Annotated in this window: 23 protein-coding genes; 7 read left to right on the plus strand and 16 right to left on the minus strand. The window is 61.2% G+C overall.

What is annotated here, in order from left to right; genetic code table 11:
• Positions 1-132: 132 nt before the first annotated feature.
• The 7 genes from MTP38_RS10660 (at position 133) to MTP38_RS10690 (ending at position 9,332) form a co-directional block, all read left to right on the plus strand.
• The gene (locus MTP38_RS10660) at positions 133-2,169 is read left to right on the plus strand and encodes an ABC transporter substrate-binding protein (RefSeq protein ID WP_249233538.1); all 2,037 of its coding nucleotides are present in this window, start codon (positions 133-135) and stop codon (positions 2,167-2,169) included.
• 183 nt (positions 2,170-2,352) lie between these two features.
• On the plus strand, positions 2,353-3,294 hold the full coding sequence (locus MTP38_RS10665; RefSeq protein ID WP_227620478.1) for an ABC transporter permease: 942 nt from the start codon (positions 2,353-2,355) through the stop codon (positions 3,292-3,294).
• Positions 3,294-4,325 carry an ABC transporter permease gene (locus tag MTP38_RS10670; protein WP_227620480.1) on the plus strand — a complete coding sequence of 344 codons (1,032 nt, stop codon included), beginning with the start codon at positions 3,294-3,296 and terminating at the stop codon, positions 4,323-4,325. Before MTP38_RS10665 ends, MTP38_RS10670 begins: the two co-directional genes overlap by 1 nt.
• 12 nt (positions 4,326-4,337) lie before the next feature.
• Complete coding sequence (locus MTP38_RS10675; RefSeq protein WP_249233539.1) at positions 4,338-5,390, plus strand: ABC transporter ATP-binding protein; 1,053 nt, start codon at positions 4,338-4,340, stop codon at positions 5,388-5,390.
• Position 5,391: 1 nt separating this feature from the next.
• Positions 5,392-6,324, plus strand: coding sequence for an ATP-binding cassette domain-containing protein (locus MTP38_RS10680; RefSeq protein ID WP_249233540.1), 933 nt, complete (start codon positions 5,392-5,394; stop codon positions 6,322-6,324).
• 144 nt (positions 6,325-6,468) lie between these two features.
• Positions 6,469-8,196: a class I adenylate-forming enzyme family protein gene (locus MTP38_RS10685; protein WP_249233541.1), complete on the plus strand. Its 1,728-nt coding sequence runs from the start codon at positions 6,469-6,471 to the stop codon at positions 8,194-8,196.
• A gap of 23 nt (positions 8,197-8,219) precedes the next feature.
• Positions 8,220-9,332, plus strand: a complete 1,113-nt coding sequence (locus MTP38_RS10690) for an SGNH/GDSL hydrolase family protein (protein ID WP_249233542.1) — start codon at positions 8,220-8,222, stop codon at positions 9,330-9,332.
• Between the two features lie 64 nt (positions 9,333-9,396).
• On the opposite strand, the gene MTP38_RS10695 is transcribed toward MTP38_RS10690, so the two are convergent.
• The 16 genes from MTP38_RS10695 to MTP38_RS10770 form a co-directional block, all read right to left on the minus strand.
• Positions 9,397-9,954: a DUF4358 domain-containing protein gene (locus MTP38_RS10695; protein WP_249233543.1), complete on the minus strand. Its 558-nt coding sequence runs from the start codon at positions 9,952-9,954 to the stop codon at positions 9,397-9,399.
• A gap of 136 nt (positions 9,955-10,090) precedes the next feature.
• A complete protein-coding gene (locus tag MTP38_RS10700; RefSeq protein ID WP_227620491.1) occupies positions 10,091-10,531 on the minus strand; it encodes an Lrp/AsnC family transcriptional regulator in 441 nt (146 codons plus the stop codon).
• A gap of 599 nt (positions 10,532-11,130) precedes the next feature.
• Positions 11,131-13,050 carry a PTS fructose transporter subunit IIABC gene (locus tag MTP38_RS10705; RefSeq protein ID WP_249233544.1) on the minus strand — a complete coding sequence of 640 codons (1,920 nt, stop codon included), beginning with the start codon at positions 13,048-13,050 and terminating at the stop codon, positions 11,131-11,133.
• Between the two features lie 32 nt (positions 13,051-13,082).
• Positions 13,083-13,988, minus strand: coding sequence for a 1-phosphofructokinase (pfkB, locus tag MTP38_RS10710; protein ID WP_249233545.1), 906 nt, complete (start codon positions 13,986-13,988; stop codon positions 13,083-13,085).
• A complete protein-coding gene (locus MTP38_RS10715; RefSeq protein ID WP_249233546.1) occupies positions 13,985-14,740 on the minus strand; it encodes a DeoR/GlpR family DNA-binding transcription regulator in 756 nt (251 codons plus the stop codon). The genes pfkB and MTP38_RS10715 overlap by 4 nt, the downstream gene beginning before the upstream one ends.
• 256 nt (positions 14,741-14,996) lie before the next feature.
• Positions 14,997-16,478 (minus strand): C69 family dipeptidase, encoded by a 1,482-nt coding sequence (locus tag MTP38_RS10720; RefSeq protein ID WP_249233547.1) that lies wholly within the window; start codon positions 16,476-16,478, stop codon positions 14,997-14,999.
• A gap of 117 nt (positions 16,479-16,595) precedes the next feature.
• Entirely contained in the window at positions 16,596-16,823 is a 228-nt protein-coding gene (locus MTP38_RS10725; RefSeq protein WP_227620500.1) for a DUF1653 domain-containing protein, read from the minus strand.
• A 64-nt stretch (positions 16,824-16,887) separates the two neighbouring features.
• Positions 16,888-18,741, minus strand: a complete 1,854-nt coding sequence (gene uvrC / locus MTP38_RS10730; RefSeq protein ID WP_249233548.1) for an excinuclease ABC subunit UvrC — start codon at positions 18,739-18,741, stop codon at positions 16,888-16,890.
• Positions 18,738-18,980, minus strand: a complete 243-nt coding sequence (locus MTP38_RS10735; RefSeq protein ID WP_227620504.1) for a hypothetical protein — start codon at positions 18,978-18,980, stop codon at positions 18,738-18,740. Before MTP38_RS10735 ends, uvrC begins: the two co-directional genes overlap by 4 nt.
• Before the next feature lie 84 nt (positions 18,981-19,064).
• The gene (locus MTP38_RS10740; protein ID WP_005920365.1) at positions 19,065-19,328 is read right to left on the minus strand and encodes an HPr family phosphocarrier protein; all 264 of its coding nucleotides are present in this window, start codon (positions 19,326-19,328) and stop codon (positions 19,065-19,067) included.
• Positions 19,329-19,610: 282 nt separating this feature from the next.
• Positions 19,611-20,846 (minus strand): tRNA (guanosine(37)-N1)-methyltransferase TrmD, encoded by a 1,236-nt coding sequence (trmD, locus tag MTP38_RS10745; protein ID WP_249233549.1) that lies wholly within the window; start codon positions 20,844-20,846, stop codon positions 19,611-19,613.
• 3 nt (positions 20,847-20,849) lie between these two features.
• Positions 20,850-21,386, minus strand: a complete 537-nt coding sequence (rimM, locus tag MTP38_RS10750; protein WP_249233550.1) for a ribosome maturation factor RimM — start codon at positions 21,384-21,386, stop codon at positions 20,850-20,852.
• Positions 21,387-21,567: 181 nt separating this feature from the next.
• Positions 21,568-21,801: a KH domain-containing protein gene (locus tag MTP38_RS10755; RefSeq protein WP_015565586.1), complete on the minus strand. Its 234-nt coding sequence runs from the start codon at positions 21,799-21,801 to the stop codon at positions 21,568-21,570.
• A gap of 16 nt (positions 21,802-21,817) precedes the next feature.
• Positions 21,818-22,060 carry a 30S ribosomal protein S16 gene (rpsP, locus tag MTP38_RS10760; RefSeq protein ID WP_015565585.1) on the minus strand — a complete coding sequence of 81 codons (243 nt, stop codon included), beginning with the start codon at positions 22,058-22,060 and terminating at the stop codon, positions 21,818-21,820.
• Positions 22,061-22,146: 86 nt separating this feature from the next.
• Positions 22,147-23,502, minus strand: coding sequence for a signal recognition particle protein (gene ffh / locus MTP38_RS10765; protein WP_227620509.1), 1,356 nt, complete (start codon positions 23,500-23,502; stop codon positions 22,147-22,149).
• 27 nt (positions 23,503-23,529) lie between these two features.
• Complete coding sequence (locus MTP38_RS10770; protein ID WP_227620511.1) at positions 23,530-23,913, minus strand: sigma factor-like helix-turn-helix DNA-binding protein; 384 nt, start codon at positions 23,911-23,913, stop codon at positions 23,530-23,532.
• Positions 23,914-24,129: the final 216 nt, after the last annotated feature.

Here is a 24,129-nt window from a genome sequence, read left to right on the forward strand (position 1 = left end):
AAGGAGTAACGGATGGTTTTCCGTTGCTCTTTTTTCATAAAAACAGCCCAACTGTCCGCTGACGGGAAACAGCGGGCACCGCGCAACGCGAATGCTGTCCCTGTACAGCAACAACAAGAAAAGAGGGAATTTATGATGAACACTTCCATCTCCCGCCGTCAGTTCCTGAAGGCCAGCGGTCTGGCAGCCGCCGGTGCCTGCGCAGCCGGCCTGCTGACCGGCTGCGGCGGCTCTTCTTCCGGCAGCGCCTCCGGCGCAGCCTCCTCCGGCTCCGGCTCCAGCTACACCATCCTGTACGCCAGCCAGCCTGCCACCCTGAACTACCTGACCACCGGCACCGACCTTGAGATGGTCGTCGGCGCAAACTGCGTGGACACTCTGGTCGAGTACGACAACAAGGGCGTCATGCGCGAGGGTCTGGCCACCAGCTGGGACTGGGATGCCGACACCCTGACTTGGACGTTCCATCTGCGGGATGAGAACTGGGTGGACTGCAACGGCGAGGTCGTCGCCCCCGTCACGGCGCAGGACTTCGTGGACGCCCTGAAGTACGTCCTGACCCCGGACTACGCCGCCTCCAATGTGGGCCACGTCACCGGCTACATCGCAGGCGCTGACGACTACTACAACTACCACGTCTACCTGAACAACGCCAACACCGGCGTCGTGGACGAGGACGGCACCACCTACACCGTGGATGCCGACGGCGTCGTCACCGTCGCCGCCCCCGGCGCAGACCCCGCCACCTATGCACCCGTGGATTTCGAAACCGTGGGCGTCACCGCTGTGGACGAGCACACCCTGACCTACACCCTGACCTACGATTTCCCGGGCTTCCTGAGCCTGCTGTGCTACCTGCCCTATGAGCCGGCCTACGGCCCGCTGCTGGAGGAGACCGGCGACCAGTTCGCCACCAGCGCAGAGACCACCTACAGCTGCGGCGCATTCTATCTGGCCGCCTACGAGTCTCTGGAGACCTGGGTCATGAAGAAGAACCCCGAGAACTACGACGCCGCCAACGTCTTCATCGACACCATCAGCCGCATCTACAACGCCGAGGCCAGCGTCAACGGCCCCGAGATGATCAAGCGCGGCGAGATCGATGAGGCCACCATCGGCTCCGACATCCTCGACAGCTGGCTGGCCGACGACACCACCAAGGATATGGTGTCCATGGACCGCCCCAACACCAACTACACCTACTTCTATATGTTCAACTTCATGCCCTTCTCCCACGAGTTCTCCAACTGGAGCGTGGAGGGCATGGACGCCGAGTATGAGCCGGAGAACTGGGCCAAGGCCATCAACAACACCAACTTCCGCAAGTCCTTCCTCTACGGCATCAACAACTCCGTCACGCTGGCCGTCAAGGCACCCGAGGGCTACGACAACTACAAGCTGAACACCATCACGCCCCCCAGCTTCTGCGCCAACGCTGACGGCGTGGACTACCTGAAGTGCGGCGACCTCGCCAACATCACCGAGTTCTTCGACGAGGCCAAGGCCAAGGAGTACCGTGACGCCGCCATCCCCGAGCTGACCGCCGCAGGCGTCACCTTCCCCATCAAGGTCCAGCTGCCCTACAACCCCTCCTCCACCGACTGGGACAAGCAGTGTCAGGTGCTCAAGCAGCAGCTCGAGGGTGTGCTGAACGACGGCTTTGACTTCATCAATATCGTCATCACCGCCGGCCCCTCCGACAGCTTCCTGTCCAGCGTCCGCCGCAACGGCAAGTTCGCTTTCCTGCTGTGCAACTGGGGCGCAGACTACTCCGACCCCCAGACCGAGACCGACCCCTTCTATCAGGCCGAGGGCGCACGCGGCAGCCGCTACGCCTTCCTGCGCACCGGCGTCGAGGACGGCTTCATCACCGGCGACACCGCTGACGCCGTCATGAACTACATGAAGGCCATCGAAGCCGCTGTGGAGATCACCGATGACATCAACGCCCGCTACGATGCCTTCGCCAACGCCGAGGCTTCCCTCATCAACAACGCCCTCGTCGTCCCCATGGGCATGAGCGTCCCGGCTTACATCGCCACCCGCCTGAACTACTGGGAGGGCCAGTATGCTTCCACCGGCTTCTCCAACAAGCGCCTGAAGGGCATCCACGTCCTCGACCACTATGTCTCCATGAGCGAGTACGAGGCCAACCGCGACGCCCGCTAAGCTTTTCTGACCGTTCTGCCGCCCTCCGTTTTCCCCCGGGAAAGCGGAGGGCTTTTTATTTCTGAAGGCTCTCAGATGAATTTTTAGAGCAAACTTTGCCAAATCACTTTCCAAAAGTAGTTTTTTGTTGTATTCTATTCCTATCCGACATTCATTAAATAAAAGAGAGGGGTGCGCACAGATATGCTCAAATATCTGGCGAAACGCATCGGGCGCTCGATCCTGACCCTGTTTGTCATCGTCACGCTCGTATTCTGCCTTTTGCGGCTGATGCCGGTAGAAGGCTATTTTGCAAACTACGAAAAAATGACCGAGGCCCAGATACAGGCCGGCCTGCAGTCGATGGGCCTGCTGGACCCGCTGCCGGTGCAGGTCGGCCGCTTCTGGGTGAATGCCCTCCACGGCGACCTCGGCGTGAGCCACATCTATAAGGTCAACGCCTCCGTCACCAGCATCCTTGCCAAGAAGCTGCCCATCTCCATCCAGATGGGCGTCTTTGCCATGCTGCTGAGCCTTGTCATCGGCATCCCGATGGGCCTGTTCATGGGACGGTTCAAGAGCCGCTGGCCCGACAAGCTGGGCACGGCCATCATCGTGCTCATTCAGGCCGTGCCTGCGGCGGTGTATTACCTCTACATCCAGATGTACGGCACCACCGCGCTGGGCGTGGGCCTGCTCTTCGACACCTCCAACTGGAAGTACTGGGTGCTGCCCGTCTGCTCCATGAGCCTCGGCAATGTGGCGTTCTACGCCATGTGGCTGCGCCGGTACATGGTGGACGAGAGCAACAAGGATTACGTCCGTCTCGCCCGGGCCAAGGGCGTCAGCGAGAACAACATCGCCCTCCGCCACATCTTCCGCAACGCGATGGTTCCGCTGGTGCAGTACATCCCCTCCGCCTTCCTCAACACGGTAGTCGGCTCCATCTACATCGAGAGCCTCTACAGCATCCCCGGCATGGGCGGTCTGCTGGTCACCTGCGTCCAGCGCCACGACAACACGATGGTGCAGGGCATCGTCCTGCTCTACGCCTGCGTGGGCATCATCGGCCTCATTCTGGGCGACCTGCTCATGGTGCTCATCGATCCCCGCATCAGCTTTGGCAAGAAAGAAGGTGGCCGATAATGCTTTTCCGTATGAAAGATGAAAAAGCGCACCAGCTGGAAGCACAGCTGGACAAACTGCAGGCGGACGGCCCCGCCGCATGGGCAGAGCTGCCCGAAGAAGAGCTGTTCACCCCCGCCGGGTTCAGCGAGGAGCGGGCCGAGGCCACCTCCTACTCCAATTACAGCTACTGGGGCAGCACCTTCCGTGCATTCTTCAAGAACCGCATCGCGGTCATCCTCCTCGCCGCCCTCATCGCCGTGGTGGCCTTCGCATTCCTTCAGCCCTATCTGCCCGGGCAGGCAGACCCCAACTTCTGCGCCGTGGACCCCCTCACCGGCGTCCAGTACCGCAACATTGCCCCCGGTGAGGATGGCTTCATCTGGGGTTCCAACGCCATCGGACAGGACCTGTGGGCACGCATCTGGGCCGGCGCACGCACCAGCCTGACCATCGCCTTCTTCGTGGCCCTCATCGAGGCCGTCGTGGGCATCACGGTGGGCGTGCTCTGGGGCTATGTCCGCCAGCTGGACTTCTTCTTCACCGAGCTGTACAACATCTGTGACAATGTGCCCTCCACCATCATCCTCATCCTGATCTCTTACGTCGCCAGCCCCAGCGTCAAGACCCTCATCCTCGGTATGTCCATTACAGGCTGGATCGCCATGGCGCGCTTCATCCGCAACCAGATCCTCATCATCCGCGACCGCGACTACAACGTGGCATCCCGCTGCATCGGCACCCCCACCGCCCGCATCGTGCTGCGCAACCTGCTGCCCTACCTCGTATCGGTCATCATGCTGCGGATGGCCCTGACCATCCCCGCCGCCATCGGCAGTGAGGTGTTCATCACCTACATCGGCCTCGGCCTCTCGGTGGAGACTCCCTCGCTGGGCAACCTCATCAACGATGGCCGCAAGGTCATGATGCAGGCCGGACTGCGCTATCAGCTGCTCTACCCCACCATCATCCTCAGCTTCGTCACCATCGCGTTCTATCTCATCGGCAACGCCTTCTCCGACGCAGCCGACCCGAAGAACCATCTGCAGTAAGGAGGCACAGGGATGAAAAAGAACGAACTGATCCTCTCGGTGCGGGATCTCAACATCAAATTCAATCTGCGTGGAAAGATCCTCCACGCCATCCGCGGCATCGACCTCGACGTCTACCACGGCGAGGTCCTCGCCATCGTGGGCGAGTCCGGCTCGGGCAAGAGCGTGTTCACCAAGTCCTTCATGGGCCTGCTGGACTCCAACGGCTCCATCACCTCGGGCACCATCGACTACTTCGGGGCTGACGACCACCAGCCCATCCGCCTCTCCGCGCTGAAAAAGGAGAAGGACTGGCTGAAGGTCCGGGGCCATGAGATCGCCATGATCATGCAGGACCCCATGACCAGCCTGAACCCCCTGAAGACCATCGGCGACCAGATCATGGAAGCCGTGGAGCTGCATCAGGGCCTCAAAGGCGCTGCGGCCAAGGAGAAAACGCTGGAATACCTGCGGGATGTCGGCATCGCCGACCCGGAGGTCCGCTTCAAACAGTATCCCCACGAGTTTTCGGGCGGTATGCGCCAGCGCGTCGTCATCGCCATCGCCGTGGCCTGCAACCCCCAGATTTTGATCTGCGACGAGCCGACGACGGCTCTGGACGTGACCATTCAGGCCCAGATCCTCGAGCTGCTGAAGGAGATGCGGGTCAAGTACAATCTGACCATCATCCTCATCACCCACGACCTCGGCGTCGTGGCCAACATCGCCGACCGGGTGGCCGTCATGTACGCAGGCGACATCGTGGAGATCGGTACCTCCGACGAGATCTACTACGACCCCCGCCACCCCTATACATGGGCGCTGCTGTCCAGTATGCCCCAGATGGGCGTGAAGGGCGAAGACCTGTTCAACATTCAGGGCACGCCCCCGAACCTCTTTACGGAGATCCACGGCGACGCCTTCGCGCCCCGCAACCCGCTGGCCCTGAAGATCGACTTCGTCAAGCGTCCCCCCTACTTTGACGTCAGCGCGACCCACCGGGCCAAGACGTGGCTGCTCGACCCCCGCGCACCCAAGATAGAGCCGCCCGCCGCTGTGCGGATGCTGCAAGAGGAGGGCAAGTAACATGGCAGACGAACGCGAAGTATTGCTCGAGGTGAAAGACCTCGAGGTGACTTACGGCTCCGGCCGCAAAGCCTACAAGGCCGTCAAGAACGCAAACTTTACCATCTATAAGGGCGAGACCTTCGGTCTGGTGGGCGAGTCCGGTTCGGGCAAGACCACCATCGGCCGGGCCATCATGCGCATCCTGCCCACCTCCGGCGGTCAGGTGCTCTACAAGGGCCAGCAGATCAACGGCAAAATTTCCCACGCGCTGGACAGGCAGGTCATCAAGGAGATCCAGATGATCTTCCAAGACCCCCAATCCTCCCTGAACGAGCGCGCCAAGGTGAGCTACATCGTGGGCGAGGGCCTGATGAACGTCCGGCCCGACCTCTCCGCCGCCGAGCGGGACGAAAAAGTCCGGCAGGCGCTGCTGGATGTGGGCCTGCTGCCGGAGTTCGCCTCCCGCTTCCCCCACGAGTTCTCGGGCGGCCAGCGGCAGCGCATCGGCATCGCCCGCGCCCTCATCGTGGAGCCGGAGTTCATCATCGCCGATGAGCCGATCTCGGCGCTGGATATGTCCATCCGCGCACAGGTGCTCAACCTGCTGCGCCACCTGCAAAAAGAGCGCGGCATCACCTACCTCTTCATCGCCCACGACCTCTCGGTCATGCGGTACATCTCCGACCGCATCGCCGTCATCCACAAGGGCGACATCGTGGAGCTGGCCGACGCCGAAGAGCTGGTGACGCACGCCATCCACCCCTACACCCGGAGCCTGCTGTCGGCCATCCCGATGCCCAGCCCCCGCCGCGAGCGGCAGAAAAAGCTGCTGGTCTACGACCCCGCCATCCACGACTACTCCGCCGAGGCTCCCCAGTGGCGGGAGCTGCGGCCCCGTCACTGGGTGCTCTGCAGTGCCGCCGAGGCCGAGGCATGGTGCCGCGAATTGTAAACTTTTTCTTGCGTTTTCCTCATTGTTCTTCCCCTGTTTATTGACTTTTGTCCCCCGCTCTACTACAATAGCAGGAGTGGCATTGGAACAAAACAGAAGACCCGCCCCTTCCGGGGCCTACAAACATAAAGGAATGAGGAATCGATGATGACGCAGGATCCCATTTACGCATCTCAGGCTCGGCCCTGGCTCAAATATTACGACCAGAAGTACATTGAGCAGACCCTTCCCACCGTCTCGGCATTCGAATATGTCTGCCAGCGGAACAAAAACCATCTGAACGACACCGCGCTGGATTACTACGGCCGGAAGTTCACCTATGCTGACCTCATCGTCAACGTCAAGAAGACTGCCGCCGCCCTGCGGGGCGTCGGCGTCCAGAAGGGCGACATCATAACGGTAGTGAGCGTCATGACCCCCGAGGTCATCGCCCTGTTCTATGCAGCAGACATGATCGGCGCTACCCTGAACCTCGTAGACCCCCGCTACAGCGTCGAGGGCATCCACGAGTACATCGAGGAGGTGGACTCCCATCTTCTGGTCTGCCTGAACGTCGTGTACGAGCGCTGCCGTCAGGCCGCCAAGCGCACCAACGTGGAAAAGGTCATCGTCCTCTCTCCGGCCGACTCCCTGCCCCCGGTGATGGCCGTGGGCTATAGGCTGACCACCCCCGACAAGAACAAGTACGCCTCCAACGCCATCCGCTGGAAGCAGTTCATCGCAAACGGCAAGAACCAGAGCACCGCTGCTGAGCCTTACGACCCCGACCATGCCTGTGTCGTGGTCCACACCGGCGGCACCACCGGCTCTCCCAAGGGCGTCATGCTCACCGACAACAGCTTCAACGCCATCGCGCAGCAGTTCCGCGCCTACGATAAGCTGTTCCACCGGGGCCAGAAGCTCATGAATATCATGCCCCCCTTCATCGCCTACGGCTACGCCTGCGGCGTCCATCTGCCGCTGGTGCTGGGCTTCACGGTCATCATCATCCCCAATCTCGACCCGGCCAAGCTGGGCAGTCTGGTGCTCAAGTACAAGCCCGAGCATATGTTCGGCGTGCCCGCCCACTACCAGCAGCTGGCCGCTGACCCCAAGCTGCGGGATAAGGACCTCTCCTTCATCCTCAACTACGCCGCCGGCGGCGACGCCATCGCCCGGGGCGCAGAGCAGACCGTCAACGACTTCCTCGCCGCCCATGGCGTCCGCTACCCGATCGCCAAGGGCTACGGCATGACCGAGGTGGCCTCCGCTGCCACCGTCGCCGCCGGCACGAACAACAAGCTGGGCAGCGTCGGCATCCCTATGGTCAACACCCTCGTCGCCGCCTTCGAGCCGGGCACGGACAAGGAGCTGCCCATCGGCGAGCGGGGCGAGCTGTGCATCTCCGGTCCCACCACCATGAAGGGCTACTACAACAAGCCCGACGAGACGGACATGATCCTCCGCCGCCACCCCGATGGCCGCATCTGGGTGCACACCGGCGACATCGGCTATCTGGATGAGGACGGCTTCGTCTTCCTCGACTCCCGCATCAAGCGCCTCATCATCCGCCACGACGGCTTCAAGGTCTTCCCCTCTATGATCGAAAACGTCATCAGCCGCCACCCGGCTGTCCATCAGTGCTCTGTGGTGGGCTGCGCCGACAAGGATCATGTGCAGGGCCGTCTGCCCTTCGTCTACGTCGTGCTCAAACCTGACACCACGGCCAAGAAAAAGCAGGTGGTGCGGGAGCTGGAGCGGATGTGCGCCGAGGAGCTGCCCGAATATGTCCAGCCCGTGGCCTACAAGTTCATCCCTGAGATGCCGATGACCCCTGTGGGCAAGATCGATTACCGTCAGCTCGAGGCCGACATCTCTCCCCGCGACTATTGATCTCACGAAAGGATTTTTCTGCCATGAACAAGCGTTTTGCAAGTCTGGCCGTCTCCGCCCTGCTGCTGGTGTCGATGTTCAGCGTCCCCGCACTGGCTGAGGGCGCTGACGCAGCCGCCGATACCGCTGCCGCCAGCGATGACCACGTTATCGTTACCCTGAATCCGGAAGCTGCCCTGCAGCCCGAGACCCCGGCAGACGCCGAGGCCTCTGCCACTGAGACGGCCAAGGCCGACCCGGACCCCTCTGCCACCGAAGCTGCGGTCTCTGAAGAAAAAGAGGATAAGCAGCTCACCTACGTCGCACTGGGCGACAGCATCTGCGCCGGCGTCGGTCTGGCCGATGTCCAGTACAGCGCACGCGCTGGCTACAGCGTCGATATGGTCCCCAACTTCAAAGGCTACTCCCCCGACTGCTACGTCGGCAAGGTGGCGGAGACGCTCGGCCTCGACCGTGACCACGCCATCAACCTCGGTCTGCCGGCCCTGACGGCCCCCGACCTCGCGGATATGATCCAGTATGGCAAGATGCCGCAGATGAATATGGCCTCCGGCTGCGAGTACAACTACCCGGAGTTTCAGGATTACATCCGCAAGGCCGACGTCATCTCGGTCCAGATCGGCTCCAACGACGCTTTCGTCCCCTGCATCGTGGGTCTGGGCAACGCCACCAACTGGAAGAGCGAGAAGCTGGCCGCCACCATTCTGGCCGGTGATCTGCGCAGCGAAGGCTCCGGTTCCACCATGTCCACCATCTACCGCAGCATCAAGGACATGAAGCTGACCAAGGCAGAGACGGACGCCACATGGAACCTCTTCTTCTCCGGCATGAGCAAGATCTGTGACGAGACTTACCCCAAGACCTCCGCCGCCCTCATCTCCATCGTGCAGGAGATCCGCAAGCTGAACCCGGACGCGCAGATCATTCTCATCGGCTACACCAACCCCGTGCCTCTCATCCCCTGCTGGCGCAGCTACTTCAGCAAGCTGAACAAGTTTGAGAAGCAGATCGCAAAGACTTACGACCTGACCTATGTGGCCATCCCCAACACCGAGACCACCCTTGACGTGCATCCCACCATCAAGGGCCATGCCTACATCGCAAACAAGCTCGTGAACGCCATCGAGAATCCGTAACGACCGATAACGCAAAGCCCCCGCTTCCAGCCGGAAGCGGGGGCTTTTTTGGTGCACAGGGGGATTATGCAGCCAGAGCTTTTTTGATGTTTTCGAGGACGGTGTCGCTGTCCTCGCAGCAGACCATGACCACCTCACCGGTGGGGACGGTCACGACCCGGGCTGCGCTGGCGATCTCGTACTGGTCCTCCAGATACCGCTCCATCGCCTTCTGCTGGCTCTGGACGTAGGCATCCATCGCATCGACGACGTCCTGCGTCCTGCCCTCTGCGGGCTTGACGATGGCCACGCCGTAGACGCTGACCATCATGCCGGAGACGGAGGCGGCAAAGTCGTCGTACATACCGTCCTCGAGGCCCAGCAGGGGCATCATCATGTTGGCCACCTCATCGGAGAGCTGGTCAGCCTCGTATTCGGCGCTGTAGCCGTACTGGGCGGTGAACTTGCCGTCTTCTCCCTTGGTGAAGATCATCAGATACTCGTTGTCCTCGTCACTGCGGGCGTCGTGGAGGATCTGGGTATAGTCCTTCTTTGCGGCCGCAGAAGAGCTGCCGGACGTGCCGCAGCCCACCAGAGCCAGCATCAGGATACCGGCCATCAGACAAGCAATGATACGTTTCATATTCAGTTTTATCCTTTCGTTCGCAGGGTGGAATTTTTCGGTACACAGCGATAGTATTTGATGTTTCAGCGCTGCTATTCGATAAACGTCCCGCAGCGGGCGAAAATTGCACCGCAGATGTAACAGTTCTGTGAACTCAGAGCATCATGGCCTCAAGGTCGCCGTGGTTCACGGGCGTCGAGAGGATGATCTGGGTGCTGGTCGTTCCCAGTTTCTGGAACTGCAAGATCAGGTGCTCCAGCTGAGGCATACTGCCGCAGCTCACCTTGATGAGGAAGGTGTAAGCGCCCGTGACGTGGTAGCACTGCAGCACCTCCTTGCTGTTCTGCATCAGCTCCACCAGCTCGTCGCGCTGGGACGGGGCCACCGACAGGCTGATGAGGGCGTCCACATAGACCCGGTCGGCGGGGCGGTTGAGCATCACGGTGTAGCCGCTGATGATGCCGTCTGTTTCCAGCTTATGGATGCGGCTGGAGACGGCGGGGCTGGTCAGTGCCACCTTTTCGGCGATCTCCTTCACCGGCATACGGGCATTCTTTGCGAGGAGGGCGAGAATCTTGCGGTCCAAATCGTCCATGGGAAAAGTACTCCTTTTGAAATATGTTACATTATCCAAAATTTTTCGAAAGTAAAGTTTTATTGTTGTAGCAATAGCACAACCCGCGCAAAAGTCAGTTTTCGTTTTGCCGCCTTTAATTATATAAAGTTTTGGTCAAAAAGTAAAGTGTTAAATTAAAGCAAAACCAAAATTTTGCATTTGACAAGAAAACAAATTCGGGTATAATACATACTGCAAGGCAACGCCTCAGAGTTTCCGCTGTGCCGCCGGTCTTCCGGTGTTCGGGCACGACACGCTGCCGTCCAATGATGCGATTCACCACTTTATATACTTTCCCACCCCTCTATACACAAAAACCCGCTGCCAGGCGGGTTTTTGTGTTTTATGAGAAGCAACCTCTCAGTCTCGCTTCGCTCGACAGCTCCCCTACCGAGGGGAGCCTCTGGCGAAGAGATTAAGCTTTCCGGAATGCCAAGGCCTCTCCTCGATAGGAGAGGTGGCATTGCGAAGCAATGACGGAGAGGTTATCTTTTTCTCATACCAAAGGCCCCCACCCGGTGCTGCCGGGTGGGGGCCTTTGGCGATTGATACCTGAAAAAGAAGAGGATGGCTTTTCGTTACTCCTCGGTGCGGTTTTTCTTGAGCAGGCTCAGGATGACCGCGCCCACGACGCTGCCGATGGCCAGAGCCACACAGTACATCACCGCATGGTCCACCACCGGGAAGACGAAGATGCCGCCATGAGGAGCGCGGAGGGCGCAGCCGAAGGTCATGGACAGGGCACCGGAGAGGGCTGCACCGATGACGCAGCTGGGCAGGACGCGCAGCGGGTCGGCAGCGGCGTAGGGGATCGCACCCTCCGTGACGAAGCAGAGGCCCATGACGTAGTTCACGATGCCGTTGCGGCGCTCATCGGCCGTCCACTTCTTGGGGCAGAAGGTGGTGGAGAGGGCGATGGCGATGGGAGGCACCATGCCGCCCACCATAACAGCGGCCATGACCTCATAGTTGCCGGAGGCGAGGGCTGCGGTGCCGAAGACGTAAGCTGCTTTGTTGAAGGGACCGCCCATGTCGATGCTCATCATACCGGCCACGATCGCACCCAGCAGGACCTTGGAGGTGCCGCCCATGGCGTTCAGCCAGTTGGTCACAGCGGTGTTGATCATGCCCATGACGGGGTTGATGCCGCACATGACCGCGCCCACGATGAGGATGCCGCCCAGCGGGTAGATGAGCATGGGACGGATGCCGTTGAGGCTGGCGGGGAGCTTCTCGGTGATCTTCTTGAGGAACTCCACCACATAACCGGCCACGAAGCCGGCCAGCAGGGCGGCGAGGAAGCCGCCGGAGACGCCGGTGGTCTCACCGGCAGCGATGCCGGCGAAGTTGGTGCCGTTCATGGCCAGCACGCCGCCTGCGAAGCCGACGGCCAGACCCGGACGGTCGGCGATGGACATGGCGATGAAGCCCGCCAGAATGGGAAGCATATAGCTGAAGGCTGCGCTGCCCACCGTCTTGAAGAAGGCGGCCAGCGGGGTGTTCATGCCGAAGTTTGCGGGGTCGATGCTGTAATCGTCCAGTAGGAAGGCCAGCGCGATCATGATACCGCCGCCCACCACGAAGGGCAGCATATGGGAGACGCCGTTCATCAGGTTCTTGTAGAGGCTGCGGCCGAAGCTGTCGGTGGCAGAGGCGTCCTCTGCGGCCTGTGCGCCGCCCTCTGCGTGGAAAGCGGGGACTTCGCCGGAGGTGATCTTCCGGATAAGCTCCTCGGGCTTGTGGATGCCGTCATCCACCCGGGTGAAGAGGACGGGCTTGCCGTCGAAGCGGGCCGTCTCGATCTTCTTTTCCGCCGCCACGATGATGCCGTCGCAGTTGGCGATCTCGTCCTTGGTCAGGATGTTCTTTGCGCCGTCGGAGCCGTTGGTCTCCACCTTGATGGGCACGCCCATCTTTGCGCCAGCCTTGTTCAGGGCCTCAGCGGCCATGTAGGTGTGGGCGATGCCGTTGACGCAGGCGGTGACAGCCAGCACCCGGTAGCCCACATTGACCTCCTGATCGGTGAAGCTCTCATCGCCGAACTGCTCTTCCTCCTGCGCGTCGATGGCGGCGAGGAAGTCCGCCGGGGTCTTGGCGGTGCGCAGCTTCTCCACGAAGTCCTCATTCATGAGCATCTGCATCATGCGGGCCAGCATATCGACGTGGAGGCTGCCATTCTGGGGCGCTGCGATGGCGAACAGCAGGTCGGTCTTGCCGTCGTCCTCGGCGTTGTACTGCACCGGGGTGCTCAGGCGGAGGGCCGCAAGGCTGGGCCGGGTGACGCAGTCGCACTTGGCGTGGGGGACGGTGATGCCGTTGTCCACATAGGTCGAGCCTTCGTCCTCGCGGGCGTAGAGGCCCTTTTTGTAGGCCTCCTTATCCTTGATGTTGCCATGGGTCGCCTGCAGTTCCACCAGACGGTCGATGATCTGGCTGCGGTCCTGCTGGGCCTCGTCCAGTGCGATGGACTGTGCCGTAAACAATTCCGTGATTCGCATAGTGTTCTCCTCTCCTTGTTTCCTTCTATCTCTTAAATCGTCGCCAACAGGGCGTCGATCATTTCCTTTTTTGCCAGCCCGAGGCTGAATGCGGTGGCGCTGCCGCAGGCAGTGCCCAGCCGGAGGGCCTCCCGATAGCTGCCGCTGCGCAGGTAGCCCGCCACAAAGCCGGCCACCATGCTGTCGCCTGCGCCCACGCTGTTGACCACCCTGCCCTTGGGGGTGCCGATGCGGTGGACTTCGCCCTTCTCGTCCAGCAGGAGCGCGCCATCCCCGGCCATGCTCACCAGCACGTTCCGTGCGCCCTTTTCCTGTAATGTGCGGGCAGCAGCGGTGATGTCGGCGTCGGTGGTGAGGGTGCGCCCCACGATCTCGCCCAGCTCGTGGTTGTTGGGCTTGATGAGGAAGGGGTGATACTGCAATACGTTCACCAGCAGGTCGCGGGTGGCGTCCACCACCGTGTGGACGCCGTGGCCTTCCAGACGGGCCAGCAGACGCTCGTAGGTGGTCTGGGGCAGGCTGGACGGGATGCTGCCCGCCAGAATGAGGATGTCTCCCTCTGCCAGCTGGTCGAGCTGGGCTTCCAGCTGCTCCATCGCGCTCTCGGGGATGTCGGGGCCTGCACCGTTCAGCTCGGTCTCCTGCCCGGCCTTGATCTTGACATTGATGCGCGTCATGCCCTGCGCGAGATGGATGAAGTCGGTGGTGATGCCCTGCGCGGCCAAGCCCCGCTCGAGCCATGCCCCCGTCTCACCGGCCACAAAGCCCAGCGCCGTGCTCCGGCATCCCAGCTCGGCCAGCACGCCGGACACATTGATGCCCTTGCCGCCCAGCACGCAGTCCTCGCCCTTGGCGCGGTTCACCTCGCCTACCTCCAGCGGCCTATCCAGCCGCACGACATAGTCGATGGCCGGGTTGAATGTTACCGTGTAGATCATTCTGCTGCCTCCTTTATCAGAGTGAATTGTCTGTATTTTGGATTCGGACAATGGTTCGTCAGGATCGCGCCGCCGGAAAGCTCGGCGATGACCGCCGGGTAGACGCGGGCGAACTTGGAGTCATCCACAAGGAACCACGCTTCTCTGGCCCGCCGCACCGCCGTGGCCTTGACCGCCGCCTCTTCGGGGTCGGGGGTGGTGAATCCGGCGTCCAGCGCCACACCGTTGGCCCCCAGAAAGGCCTTCGTGAAGTTGTACTGCTGCAGGCTGTAAAGGGCCGCAGCGCCGATGATGGCCTCTGTCTCAGGCCGCAGCAGCCCGCCCAGCAGAAAGACCTTGCAGCCCTTCTGGGCCAGCGTCCGGGCGTGGGCCACGCCGTTGGTGACGTACCGGGCATCCAGCGCCGGGCCGTTCAGCTCCCGGACGAGGGCCAGCGTGGTGCTGCCTGCATCCAGAAAGACGAAGTCCTCTGCGGTGATGAGGGCCGCAGCCGCCTTGGCGATGCACTTTTTCTGGGCGACGGCCAGCGCTTCCTTCGCGGCCATCGTCGGCTCGTCGGCGAGGAACTGGCTGTCGGGCAGCGTCGCACCGCCGTGCACCTTGTTCACCTTGCCCATCCGGTCCAGCTCGTTCAGGTCGCGGCGGATGGTGGATTCGCTGGCATCCAGCGCCTCGCAAAGCTCCTGCACCGTCGCGGTGCGCTGCTGGCTCAGAAGCTTCATGATGCGGGCCAGCCTCTCTTCTGCCAACATCTTTATCCCTCCTGTTGCACGATTCTGGTTGTGTTTGAATCGTTTTGACTGTTTCTGTCTGTATTATAGCAAATCCTCCGTCAAAATCAATCACCTTCCGTCAATTCGTCTGCCAAAATATATCTCCTAAAATCAGTCACTCTGCACAAACAGTAGGATACAACCCGCAAAAGAGCACAAAAAATCCGCCCCGGCGCGCTCTGTCCCGGGGCGGATGGCGATTTTATGACTCTGTCTGACCGATTTTGACGGCTTCTCAAGCGTCCGAACGGGCGTAGGCGTTCTTCATGCCGCTGCTCAGCTCAAAGAGGACCTTGTCCAGCGTATCGGCGGCACGCTTCTTCAGCTCGGCGGCGATGGCGGTGTTGGCCTCCTCCCGCAGGGCGGCACGCTGGCCCTCCTCGGCGGCAGAGATCTTTCTGTCGTACTGGTTCAGCAGGGCACGGCTGGCGGAAAGGACGCCCTCCTCGTACCGCTCCACATGGATGAGGCTCTTGGCATAGGAGGCATCGGCCATGGCGGCGATCATCCGGCTCACCCAGTAGAAGCTGTCGGTGGAGACCTCGCCGGTGGTGCAGGCGAGGTAGGCCGGGGTACGCTCCACGTTGGTGTAGAAGGGCACCATGGTGTTGAAGGCGTTGGATGCGTAGGCGATCCACTCCACCGCACGGATGTCCTCGGGCAGGTCAGGCCGCATCTGGATGAGGGCCATGAAGTCGTTGCGGTTGATGCCGATGGAGCGGTAAGCGCCCTTCATGCTCTTGTCGCCATAGCTGGCGTAGGGGTCGAAGGGAGTGCCCTGATAGTGGGAGGACAGCACATACTTCACGTCCTCCGGGGTCAGCTTCCGCTCCGGCACCATGCACCAGGGCAGGTCGTCCGACTGGGGACCGTAGTCGGCGGCAGGGCCGTCCCAGACCCATGTATTCGGGTTGAGGTGGCGAAGCATGAACCATGCCCGGGGGGTGTTGTAGACGTGGTCGGCGTCGTCGTGGCTGCCGAAAGCGTCCCGGGGGTTCAGGCAGCCGTCCAGCGAAAGGTCGAGGTGGTTGTCCCGGATGAACTCCCGCAGGTCGGACGAGCAGAGATAGTTTTCCTGTGCGCCGAAAGCGTCCTCGAGGTCGAAGGCGTCGATGCCCAGCTGGTTCGGCATGACCACATAGGCGTCGTCCGGCACCCGGCGGGCCATCCAGTGGTGGCCGCCGATGGTCTCGAGCCACCAGATCTCGTCCACGTCCTGAAAGGCGATGCCGTTCATCTCATAGGTGCCGTACTCCTCCAGCAGTCTGCCCAGACGAAGCACGCCCTCCCGGGCAGAGTGGATGTAGGGCAGGACGAGGTAGACGATGTCCTCCTCGCCGATGCCGCCGGGCACTTCCGGCTGACCGTCCTGCGCGGGCTGGTAGACCACCAGCGGGTCCGCGCCCAGCACCCGGGGGTTGGAGGTGATGGTCTCGGTGGCCGTCATGCCCACGTTGGCGGCGTTGACGCCCGAAGCGGCCCAGATGCCCTTGCCCTCCACGGCGTTGGGCATTGCGGTCATCCGCAGGGCATTGCCCGGCAGGGGGATCTCCACATGGGAGAGGACGGATCTGTAGACAGCCGGATGCTCTTCCGGCTGGACGACGACGAACTTTTTCGCAGTGAAGTGGCCGGAGCCGGAATCGTCGTTCCGGGCGATCATGGTCGAGCCGTCATACGAGGCTTTTTTGCCCACAAGGATGGTAGTACAAGCCATAGCTTTTATCCTCCGAAGTTTTTCTTTTTCTATGCCGAAGTTTTGTGGATCCCGTCTCGCAGGTCTGTTTGCCCTGCAAAACCCATTGTATCGCGTTTCGGCAGACAGTGCAAGTCCTCACTCGCCGATATAGGCAAAGCGCGGCTGACGTCTGCCATCCCGCTCCACCACCTCGGCCCACATGGCCGCCGGGCGCACCCAAAGCCCGCCCTCACCGTACAGGGGACGGTAGACCACCATCTCCTCCTCGGTCTCGCTGTGGCGGGCCATCCCGAGGACCTGATACTCGTTGCCCTTGAAGTGCCGGTAGCGGCCCGGGCGGATGTCGTATTGGAACTGGTACATAAGAACTCCTTCCCTGCAAAAAGCCCGGTCACAGACTGGTCTGCGCCGGACTTTTCCACTTGCTTCACCCCTGCGGGTGGAAATATTCGTAAATGGTCTGGGCCATCTGCCGCCCCACGCCGGGGGTGTTCTCCAGCTGGTCGGGGGTCGCCTCTTTTACGGCTCCCACGCTCTTGAACTGGGCCATCAGGGCCTTGGCCGTCTTGGGGCCGACGCCCGGCACCTCGGTAAGGGTGGACGAATAGCTCTTTTTGTTCATCTGCTGCCTGCGGTACGCATTGGCAAAGCGGTGCGTCTCGTCCTGAATGGCCGTGATGAAGGTAAACGTCCCCCGGTTCATGTTGATGGCGATCTCCCGGCCCTCGCTGTCCACGATGGCGCGGGTGCGGTGGTGGTCGTCCTTCACCATGCCATAGAGCGGCACATCCGCCAGCGCGGTCCCGGCAAGAGCGGCTTTGGCGGCGCTCACCTGTCCCCTGCCGCCGTCCATCAGAAGCAGGTCCGGCTTCTGGCCGAAATAGTTGCTGCTGGGTTCGCCATTCGCGGCCATTCCGGAGTATTTTTCGTATTCAGCCGCACGGCGGGAGACGGTCTCGGCCAGCGAGGCGTAGTCGTCCGTACCGGCCACCGTCTTCATCCGAAACTTCCGGTAGCCCGCCTTATAGGGCTTGCCGTCCCGGAATGTGACCATGCCGCAGACGCTGGTGCCGTCGCCCCAGTTGGAAATGTCGTAGCTCTCGATGGTGCGGGGAGGCTTCGGCAGGCCCAGCACCTGCGCCATCTCGTCCAGAAGCTTTTCCTCCCGGGCATAGCGGCCGCTCTCCCGGGCCAGACGCTCGACGGCGTTGGTGTGGGCCATCTCGACCAGATGCGCCTTATCGCCCCGCTGGGGGACGTAAAGCTGCACCTCGCTGCCCCGCTTTTCGCTGAGGGCCTGCTGCAGGGCGTCGGCGTCCGGCGGCAGCTCGTCCACGGCGATGACCTTCGGGATCTGCTCGTCGTCAAGGTAGTACCGGGGCAGGAACTCCTCCCGCACCGCCGGGATGTCGGCGGTATCGTGGAAAAGGAACTCCCTCTTGTCCGTCAGCCGTCCCTCCCGGAACCGGAGAACGGCTGCACAGACGCTGCCGGGCGTGCCCGCCAGCGCCACCACGTCCATCTCCACGTCGGGGTCCACCACGACCTTCTGCCCCGCCGTCACCTTGGTGATGGCGGCGATCTGGTCGCGGATGAGGGCTGCTGTCTCAAATTCCAGCCGGTCGGAGGCCTCCTGCATCCGCTCGCTGAGAAGCTTCAGGATGTCCTTCTTGCCGTAACGGATGAGGTGGACGGCGCTTTTGACGGCCTCGTTGTAGTTCTCGCAGCTGATCTTTCCGCTGCACACAGCCATGCATTTTCCGATGTGGGCGTTCAGACAGGGGCGTCCCCGGCCGATCTCCTGCGGGAACCGCCGGTTGCACCGGGGCAGCAGGAAAGCGTCCATCGCCGTCTCGGCCATCTGCCGGGCCGCAAAGCTCGAGGTGTAGGGGCCGATATACTCCGCGCCGTCGTCCTCCTTCTGGAGGGTAAACGAGAGGCGGGGCCACTCGTCCTTCGTCACCTTGATATAGCTGTAGCCCTTATCGTCCTTGAGCAGGATATTGTACTTGGGGGTGTGGGCCTTGATCTGACTGGCTTCCAGCACCAGCGCCTCAAACTCGCTCTGGCAGACGATGACATCAAAGGCGTAGGCGTGGGCGATCATCTGGCTGACCTTGTTGTCGTGGGGCACGCCCTCCCGGAAATACTGGCTCACCCGGATGCGCAGGCGCTTGGCCTTGCCAATATAGATGATGGTGTCGCTTTTGTCCCGGATGATATATACTCCGGGCAAAAGCGGCAGCATACACGCCTTTTGGTATAACTCCGCCTTGGTCATTCTGCGCTCTGCTTCCGGTTCTCGCGGGCCTTGCGGATGCATCCGATGGACTGGAAGATGCCGAACCATGCGGGCAGAGTGGCCCACTGGCTGGGCTTCTCGTCCTCATCGGCCGCAAACCACAGCGCCGTCTGCACGATGAGCAGGGTCACAAAAACACCCAGCGCAAAATACCAAGGACGACCGGAATCGCAGAAATCAACATACTTGCGCAGGGTCTCTTCACTCAGTCTTTTCATGGAAATGCCTCCCTTTGTTCTGACGCAAAATACCAAAAAAGCGGCAAGGATGACCCCCGCCGCTCATACACGAATGGAACTGGATTACTCTGCAAAGCCGGACTCGACCAGCTTGATGAGGCCATCGACAGCAGCCTGCTCGTCGGCGCCATCGGCGATGATGCGGATGGTGGTGCCGCCCACGATGCCCAGAGACAGGACGCCCAGAAGGCTCTTAGCGTTCACGCGGCGCTCTTCCTTCTCGACCCAGATGGAAGACTTGAACTCATTGGCCTTCTGAATAAAGAAGGTTGCCGGACGGGCGTGCAGACCAACCTGATTTTCAACGGTAACTTCTTTGACGTACATAGTAAAACGCTCCTATCTATTATCGTTCTAAGGAATGTAATTATGTTTCGCGCCTGTTGCGTTGTGATTATTTTAGCGCAAAGCGAAACCGTTGTACAGACCCCGGACGCATTTTTGGCGGTTTTCCCAAGGATGAGGGGGGCATTTTTCACCTTTTATACAAAGACAACAAAATTATTCCCCCAGTGTTGGCGAGGCAATACAAAAGTTTTCAACATTTTTTCGACCACAGGCCGTACTATGACATTCTTCCTGCTCCTCTGACTGCGTCTGACAGGCTTTTCAGCCCTCCCAGCGCATCACGAGCAGCTCACAGCGCTGCTGCACGAAGCCGTCCTCTGCGGGGTCAAAGACCCGTGCCGCCTCCCCGGTCAGCTTCCAGCCCATCCGGCGGTAAAGGGCGATGGCGCGGGTGTTCTGGTCCAGCACGGTCAGGGTCGGATGCTCATGCTCTTCCAGCTTTTTGCGGGCAAAGTCCAGCATCTTCTGGCCGATGCCCTTTCCCCGGGCGTCTGCCGCGACGAACAGATGTTCGATGCGGCCCGTCTTGTGGTCTACGCTCACCATACCGTCCGGCACATCCTTCGTGGTATGGAGATAGCAGGCCCAGCCCTCTTTTTTCTCTGCCTTGAGCTGGGCGAGGAAGGCTTCCTCCCGCAGACCCGCACAATACTCTGCCGTCCAGTTCCCGGCGCAGATGGTGCGGCGTCCCTCACAAAAGAGCTTCGCCGCCGCCTGATACTGTTCCTCCGTCCGGACGAGGCGGACGTTTTCGCCCCGTTTCCACTTGGGCAGCTCGGTGATGGGGTGGGTCTCACACCACTGTTCATACAGCTCCGGGCGGCGCAGACGGGTGCGCTCCCGGCTCTTTTCGCCCCGCCATGCGTCGATCTTCTGGTGGTCGCCGCCCAGCAGGACGTCGGGCACGGCACGGCCCTCCCAGACCTCGGGGCGGGTATACTGGGGATATTCCAGCAGGCCGTCCCAGTAGCTCTCCTCCTCGTAGCCCTTCTGCTCGGCCAGAACGCCGGGCTTGAGGCGGAGCACGCTGTCGGCCACCACGAGGCTGGCCAGCTCTCCGCCGGTGAGGATATAGTCGCCGATGGAGATCTCTTCGTCCGCAAAAGCATCGATGACCCGCTCATCGATGCCCTCATAGTGGCCGCAGACCAGCGTGAGGTTGTCGTACTCGGCCAGTCTGCGGGCGTGCTCCTCGGTGTAGCGCTGACCACCCGCCGTCAAGAACACGATATGCGGGGCAGGACGCCCCTGTTCCGCCACTTCCTTCTGGACGGCCCGCAGGCAGTCGGCGATGGGCTGGGCGTAGAGCACCATGCCGCAGCCGCCGCCGTAGGGGTAATCGTCGGTCTGCTTCTGCTTGTTGAGGGTGTAGTCCCGGATCTGATGGCAGTGGGTCTCGATATAGCCGCGCTTGGCCGCGCGGCCGATGATGCTGGCGTCCAGCACCTGCTGGCACATTTCGGGGAAAAGGGTCACGATGTCCACGCGCATTCCCATCGCTCACTCCCCCTCCCGCTCACTGTCACAGTCGTCATCCAGCAGGCCCGGGATGGGGGTGACGAGGATATAGCCCTCGGGCGGGTTGCGCTCTTTCAGGAAAGCGTCCACGCCGGGGAACATATATTCTTTTCCGCCGGGGGCTTTGACCGTGTAGATGTCCTGTGCGCCGGGATGATCCACGCTGGTGACGACGCCGTACACCTTGCCGGTGTCGGCGTCCCGCACCTCGCAGCCGATGAGGTCGGCCACATACCACCGGCCCTCCGGCAGGGTGGCGTCATTGCGGTCGAAGTAGAACACCTGCCCCCGCAGGGCGCGGGCGGCGTCCATGTCATTCACGCCCTCCAGCTGGAGCAGTGCCATCTGCCCCTGCGGGCGGATGGAGGCGATGTTATAGCACTTGCCGCCCTTTGCCGAGGCATAGAGGCGGCCCGTCTTTTTGAGGAAATCCACGCCGTCACACCACAGCTCCAGCTTCATTTCGCCGCGCACGCCATGGGTGGTGACGACCTTGCCTGCTTCCAGATATTGCTGCATAAATTCGCTCCTGTTTAGCGTCCTTGCCCTCTCCGTCAATGCTTCGCATTGCCACCTCTCCCAAAGGGAGAGGCTTTTGGCTCCCCCTTTGGGGGAGCTGGCGCGCAAGCGCCTGAGAGGGCAAGCTCGTTTATAAATCAAAAAGGCCCTTTGCCATTACAGCAAAGGGCCTGTAGGGTGCTTAGTCGATCTCAACAAGGACCTTTTCATCGACCCGCACAGCAGCCGCGCGCATCACCACACGAATGGCTTTTGCGATCCGGCCCTGCTTGCCGATGACACGGCCCATATCTCCCTCTGCCACGCTCAGGTGGTAGACGATGGTGCCGTCCTCGCGGGGAGCGTCCACCGTGACCTTGACGGCGTCCTTATCCTCCACGAGGCCGCGGGCAACTGCCAGCAACAGCTCCTGCATGAGTCAGCCCTCCACCTTACAGAATGTTAGACTTCTTCAGCAGCACACGGACGGTGTCGGTGGGCTGAGCGCCGTTGGCGATCCAAGCCTTGGCCTTCTCACCGTCGATGCTCACAACGGAAGGCTCCTGATTGGGATCGTAGGTGCCGATCTCCTCGATGAAACGACCGTCGCGGGGGAAGCGGCTGTCAGCGACAACAACACGATAGAAGGGAGCCTTCTTGGCGCCGACGCGGCGCAGACGAATCTTAACTGCCATGGTAATATCCTCCAAAAATTTCTTGTTCCCCGGCTTGCGGGGGTTAAATCTATCTGTACAACCCCGTGCCGGGGTGTATACCGTAATTATTTCATGCCCCGGAAGGCGCCCGGGTTGCCCATCATGCCGCCCAGCTTGCGGGCAAAGCCCTTCGGGCTTTTCTTGAGCTGCTTCATCATCTTCTGCATCATCTCAAACTGCTTGAGCAGCTTGTTGACGTCAGACACCTGCGTGCCGCTGCCCGCTGCGATGCGGCGCTTGCGCTTGGGGTTGATGATGGAGGGATCCTCGCGCTCGGCCTTGGTCATCGAGTAGATCATGGCCTCGATGCGGTCGAAGGCCTTCTCGTCGATCTGGCTGGCGTCGATGCCGGACATCCCGGGCAGCATGCTCAGCATAGCACCTGCGCCGCCCATCTTGCGGATCTGGGCGAACTGGGCCAGCATATCGTTCATATCGAACTTGTTTTCCATCATCCGCTTGGCGGTCTCTTCGGCCAGCTTCTCGTCGGCGGCGTCCTGTGCGCGCTCGATGAGGCTCAGCACATCGCCCATGCCGAGGATGCGGCTTGCCATGCGGGAGGGGTGGAAGACCTCAAGGTCGTCCAGCTTTTCGCCGGTGCCCTGAAACTTGATGGGCTTGCCGGTAACGGACAGCACCGAGAGGGCTGCGCCGCCGCGGGTATCGCCGTCGGTCTTAGTGAGGATGATGCCGTCGATGCCCACCGTCTCGTTGAAGGTCTTGGCGACATTCACCGCGTCCTGACCGGCCATGGCGTCCACGACCAGCAGCGTCTCGTCCACGGGGACGGCTTCTTTGATCTGGACCAGCTCCTGCATCAGCACTTCGTCGATCTGCAGTCGGCCTGCAGTATCGAGGATGACGATGTCGTTGCCGTAGTCCTTGGCGTGGGCCAGCGCCTTGCGGGCGATCTCCGGGGGCTTGGCACCCGGCAGGGTGAACACCGGCGCACCGGCCTGCTTGCCCACCACCTGCAGCTGATCGATCGCGGCGGGGCGGTAGATGTCGCAGGCCACCAGCATCGGGCGGCGGCCCTGCTTGATGTAATACTTGGCCAGCTTGGCTGCGTGGGTCGTCTTACCGTTGCCCTGCAGGCCGCAGAGCATGATGATGGTCTGGCCCTTGTTCTTGATGACCAGACGGGGGGCTTCCTCGCCGCCCATCAGAGCGATCAGCTCTTCGTTGACGATCTTGACCACCTGCTGGGCGGGGGTCAGGCTCTCCATGACCTCCTGCCCCATCGCACGCTCCGAGACCTTTGCGCAGAAGTCCTTCGCCACCTTGTAGTTGACGTCGGCTTCCAGCAGGGCCATCCGGACCTCGCGCATGGCGGCCTTGATGTCCGCCTCGTTCAGCTTGCCGTGGCCGCGCAGCTTTTTGAACACACCGGCAAGGCGGTCGGTCAAAGATTCAAATGCCATTGTGCGGTGCTCCTCTCAAATCCATTTTCAGCTCTCATTCACTTCGTCGATGGAGCGGATGAGCCTCAGCATCTTGGTCAGGGTGGCGGCATACTCGGTGGTGGTCAGCCGGGCACCGGGGCCGGTGCATTCGAACCGAGCGTCAATGACCAGCTGCTCCAGCTCTTCCAGTGTCTGCTGCACCCGGCGGTACCGGGCAGCAAAGCCCACCTTGTCTTCCAGCTCCTTGAGGGTCGTTTCGCCATGCTTGATGGCGTCCCGCGCCCCCTGCCGGGTGATGCCGAAGTTTTCTCCGATCTCGCTGAGGGAGAGGTCGTCGTTGTAATACTGGCGCAGCATCTCGCGCTGTTTGGGCGTGAGCACCTCGCCGTAAAAATCGAGCAGATAGCCCATTTCAAAGTCTTTTGCCATGTTCTGTCCTGCTCTGACCTCCGCTGTTTGTAAAGGTTTTTTGCTTTACATACGGAGTATAGCAGACGCCGCCCCCTTTGTCAAGAACTTTTTGCGTCATTTTGCCAGATTTTCTCCGCATTTTTCTCTTTTCTGCCCAAATCCCGCTTGACGCTTCCGGCCCTTTGCGCTAAAGTTATAGGTGCTGACCCTTGTTGTATCCCGGAAGACGAAAGG

It is taken from the genome of Faecalibacterium sp. I3-3-89, from assembly GCF_023347275.1.
Lineage (GTDB): Bacteria > Bacillota > Clostridia > Oscillospirales > Ruminococcaceae > Faecalibacterium > Faecalibacterium butyricigenerans.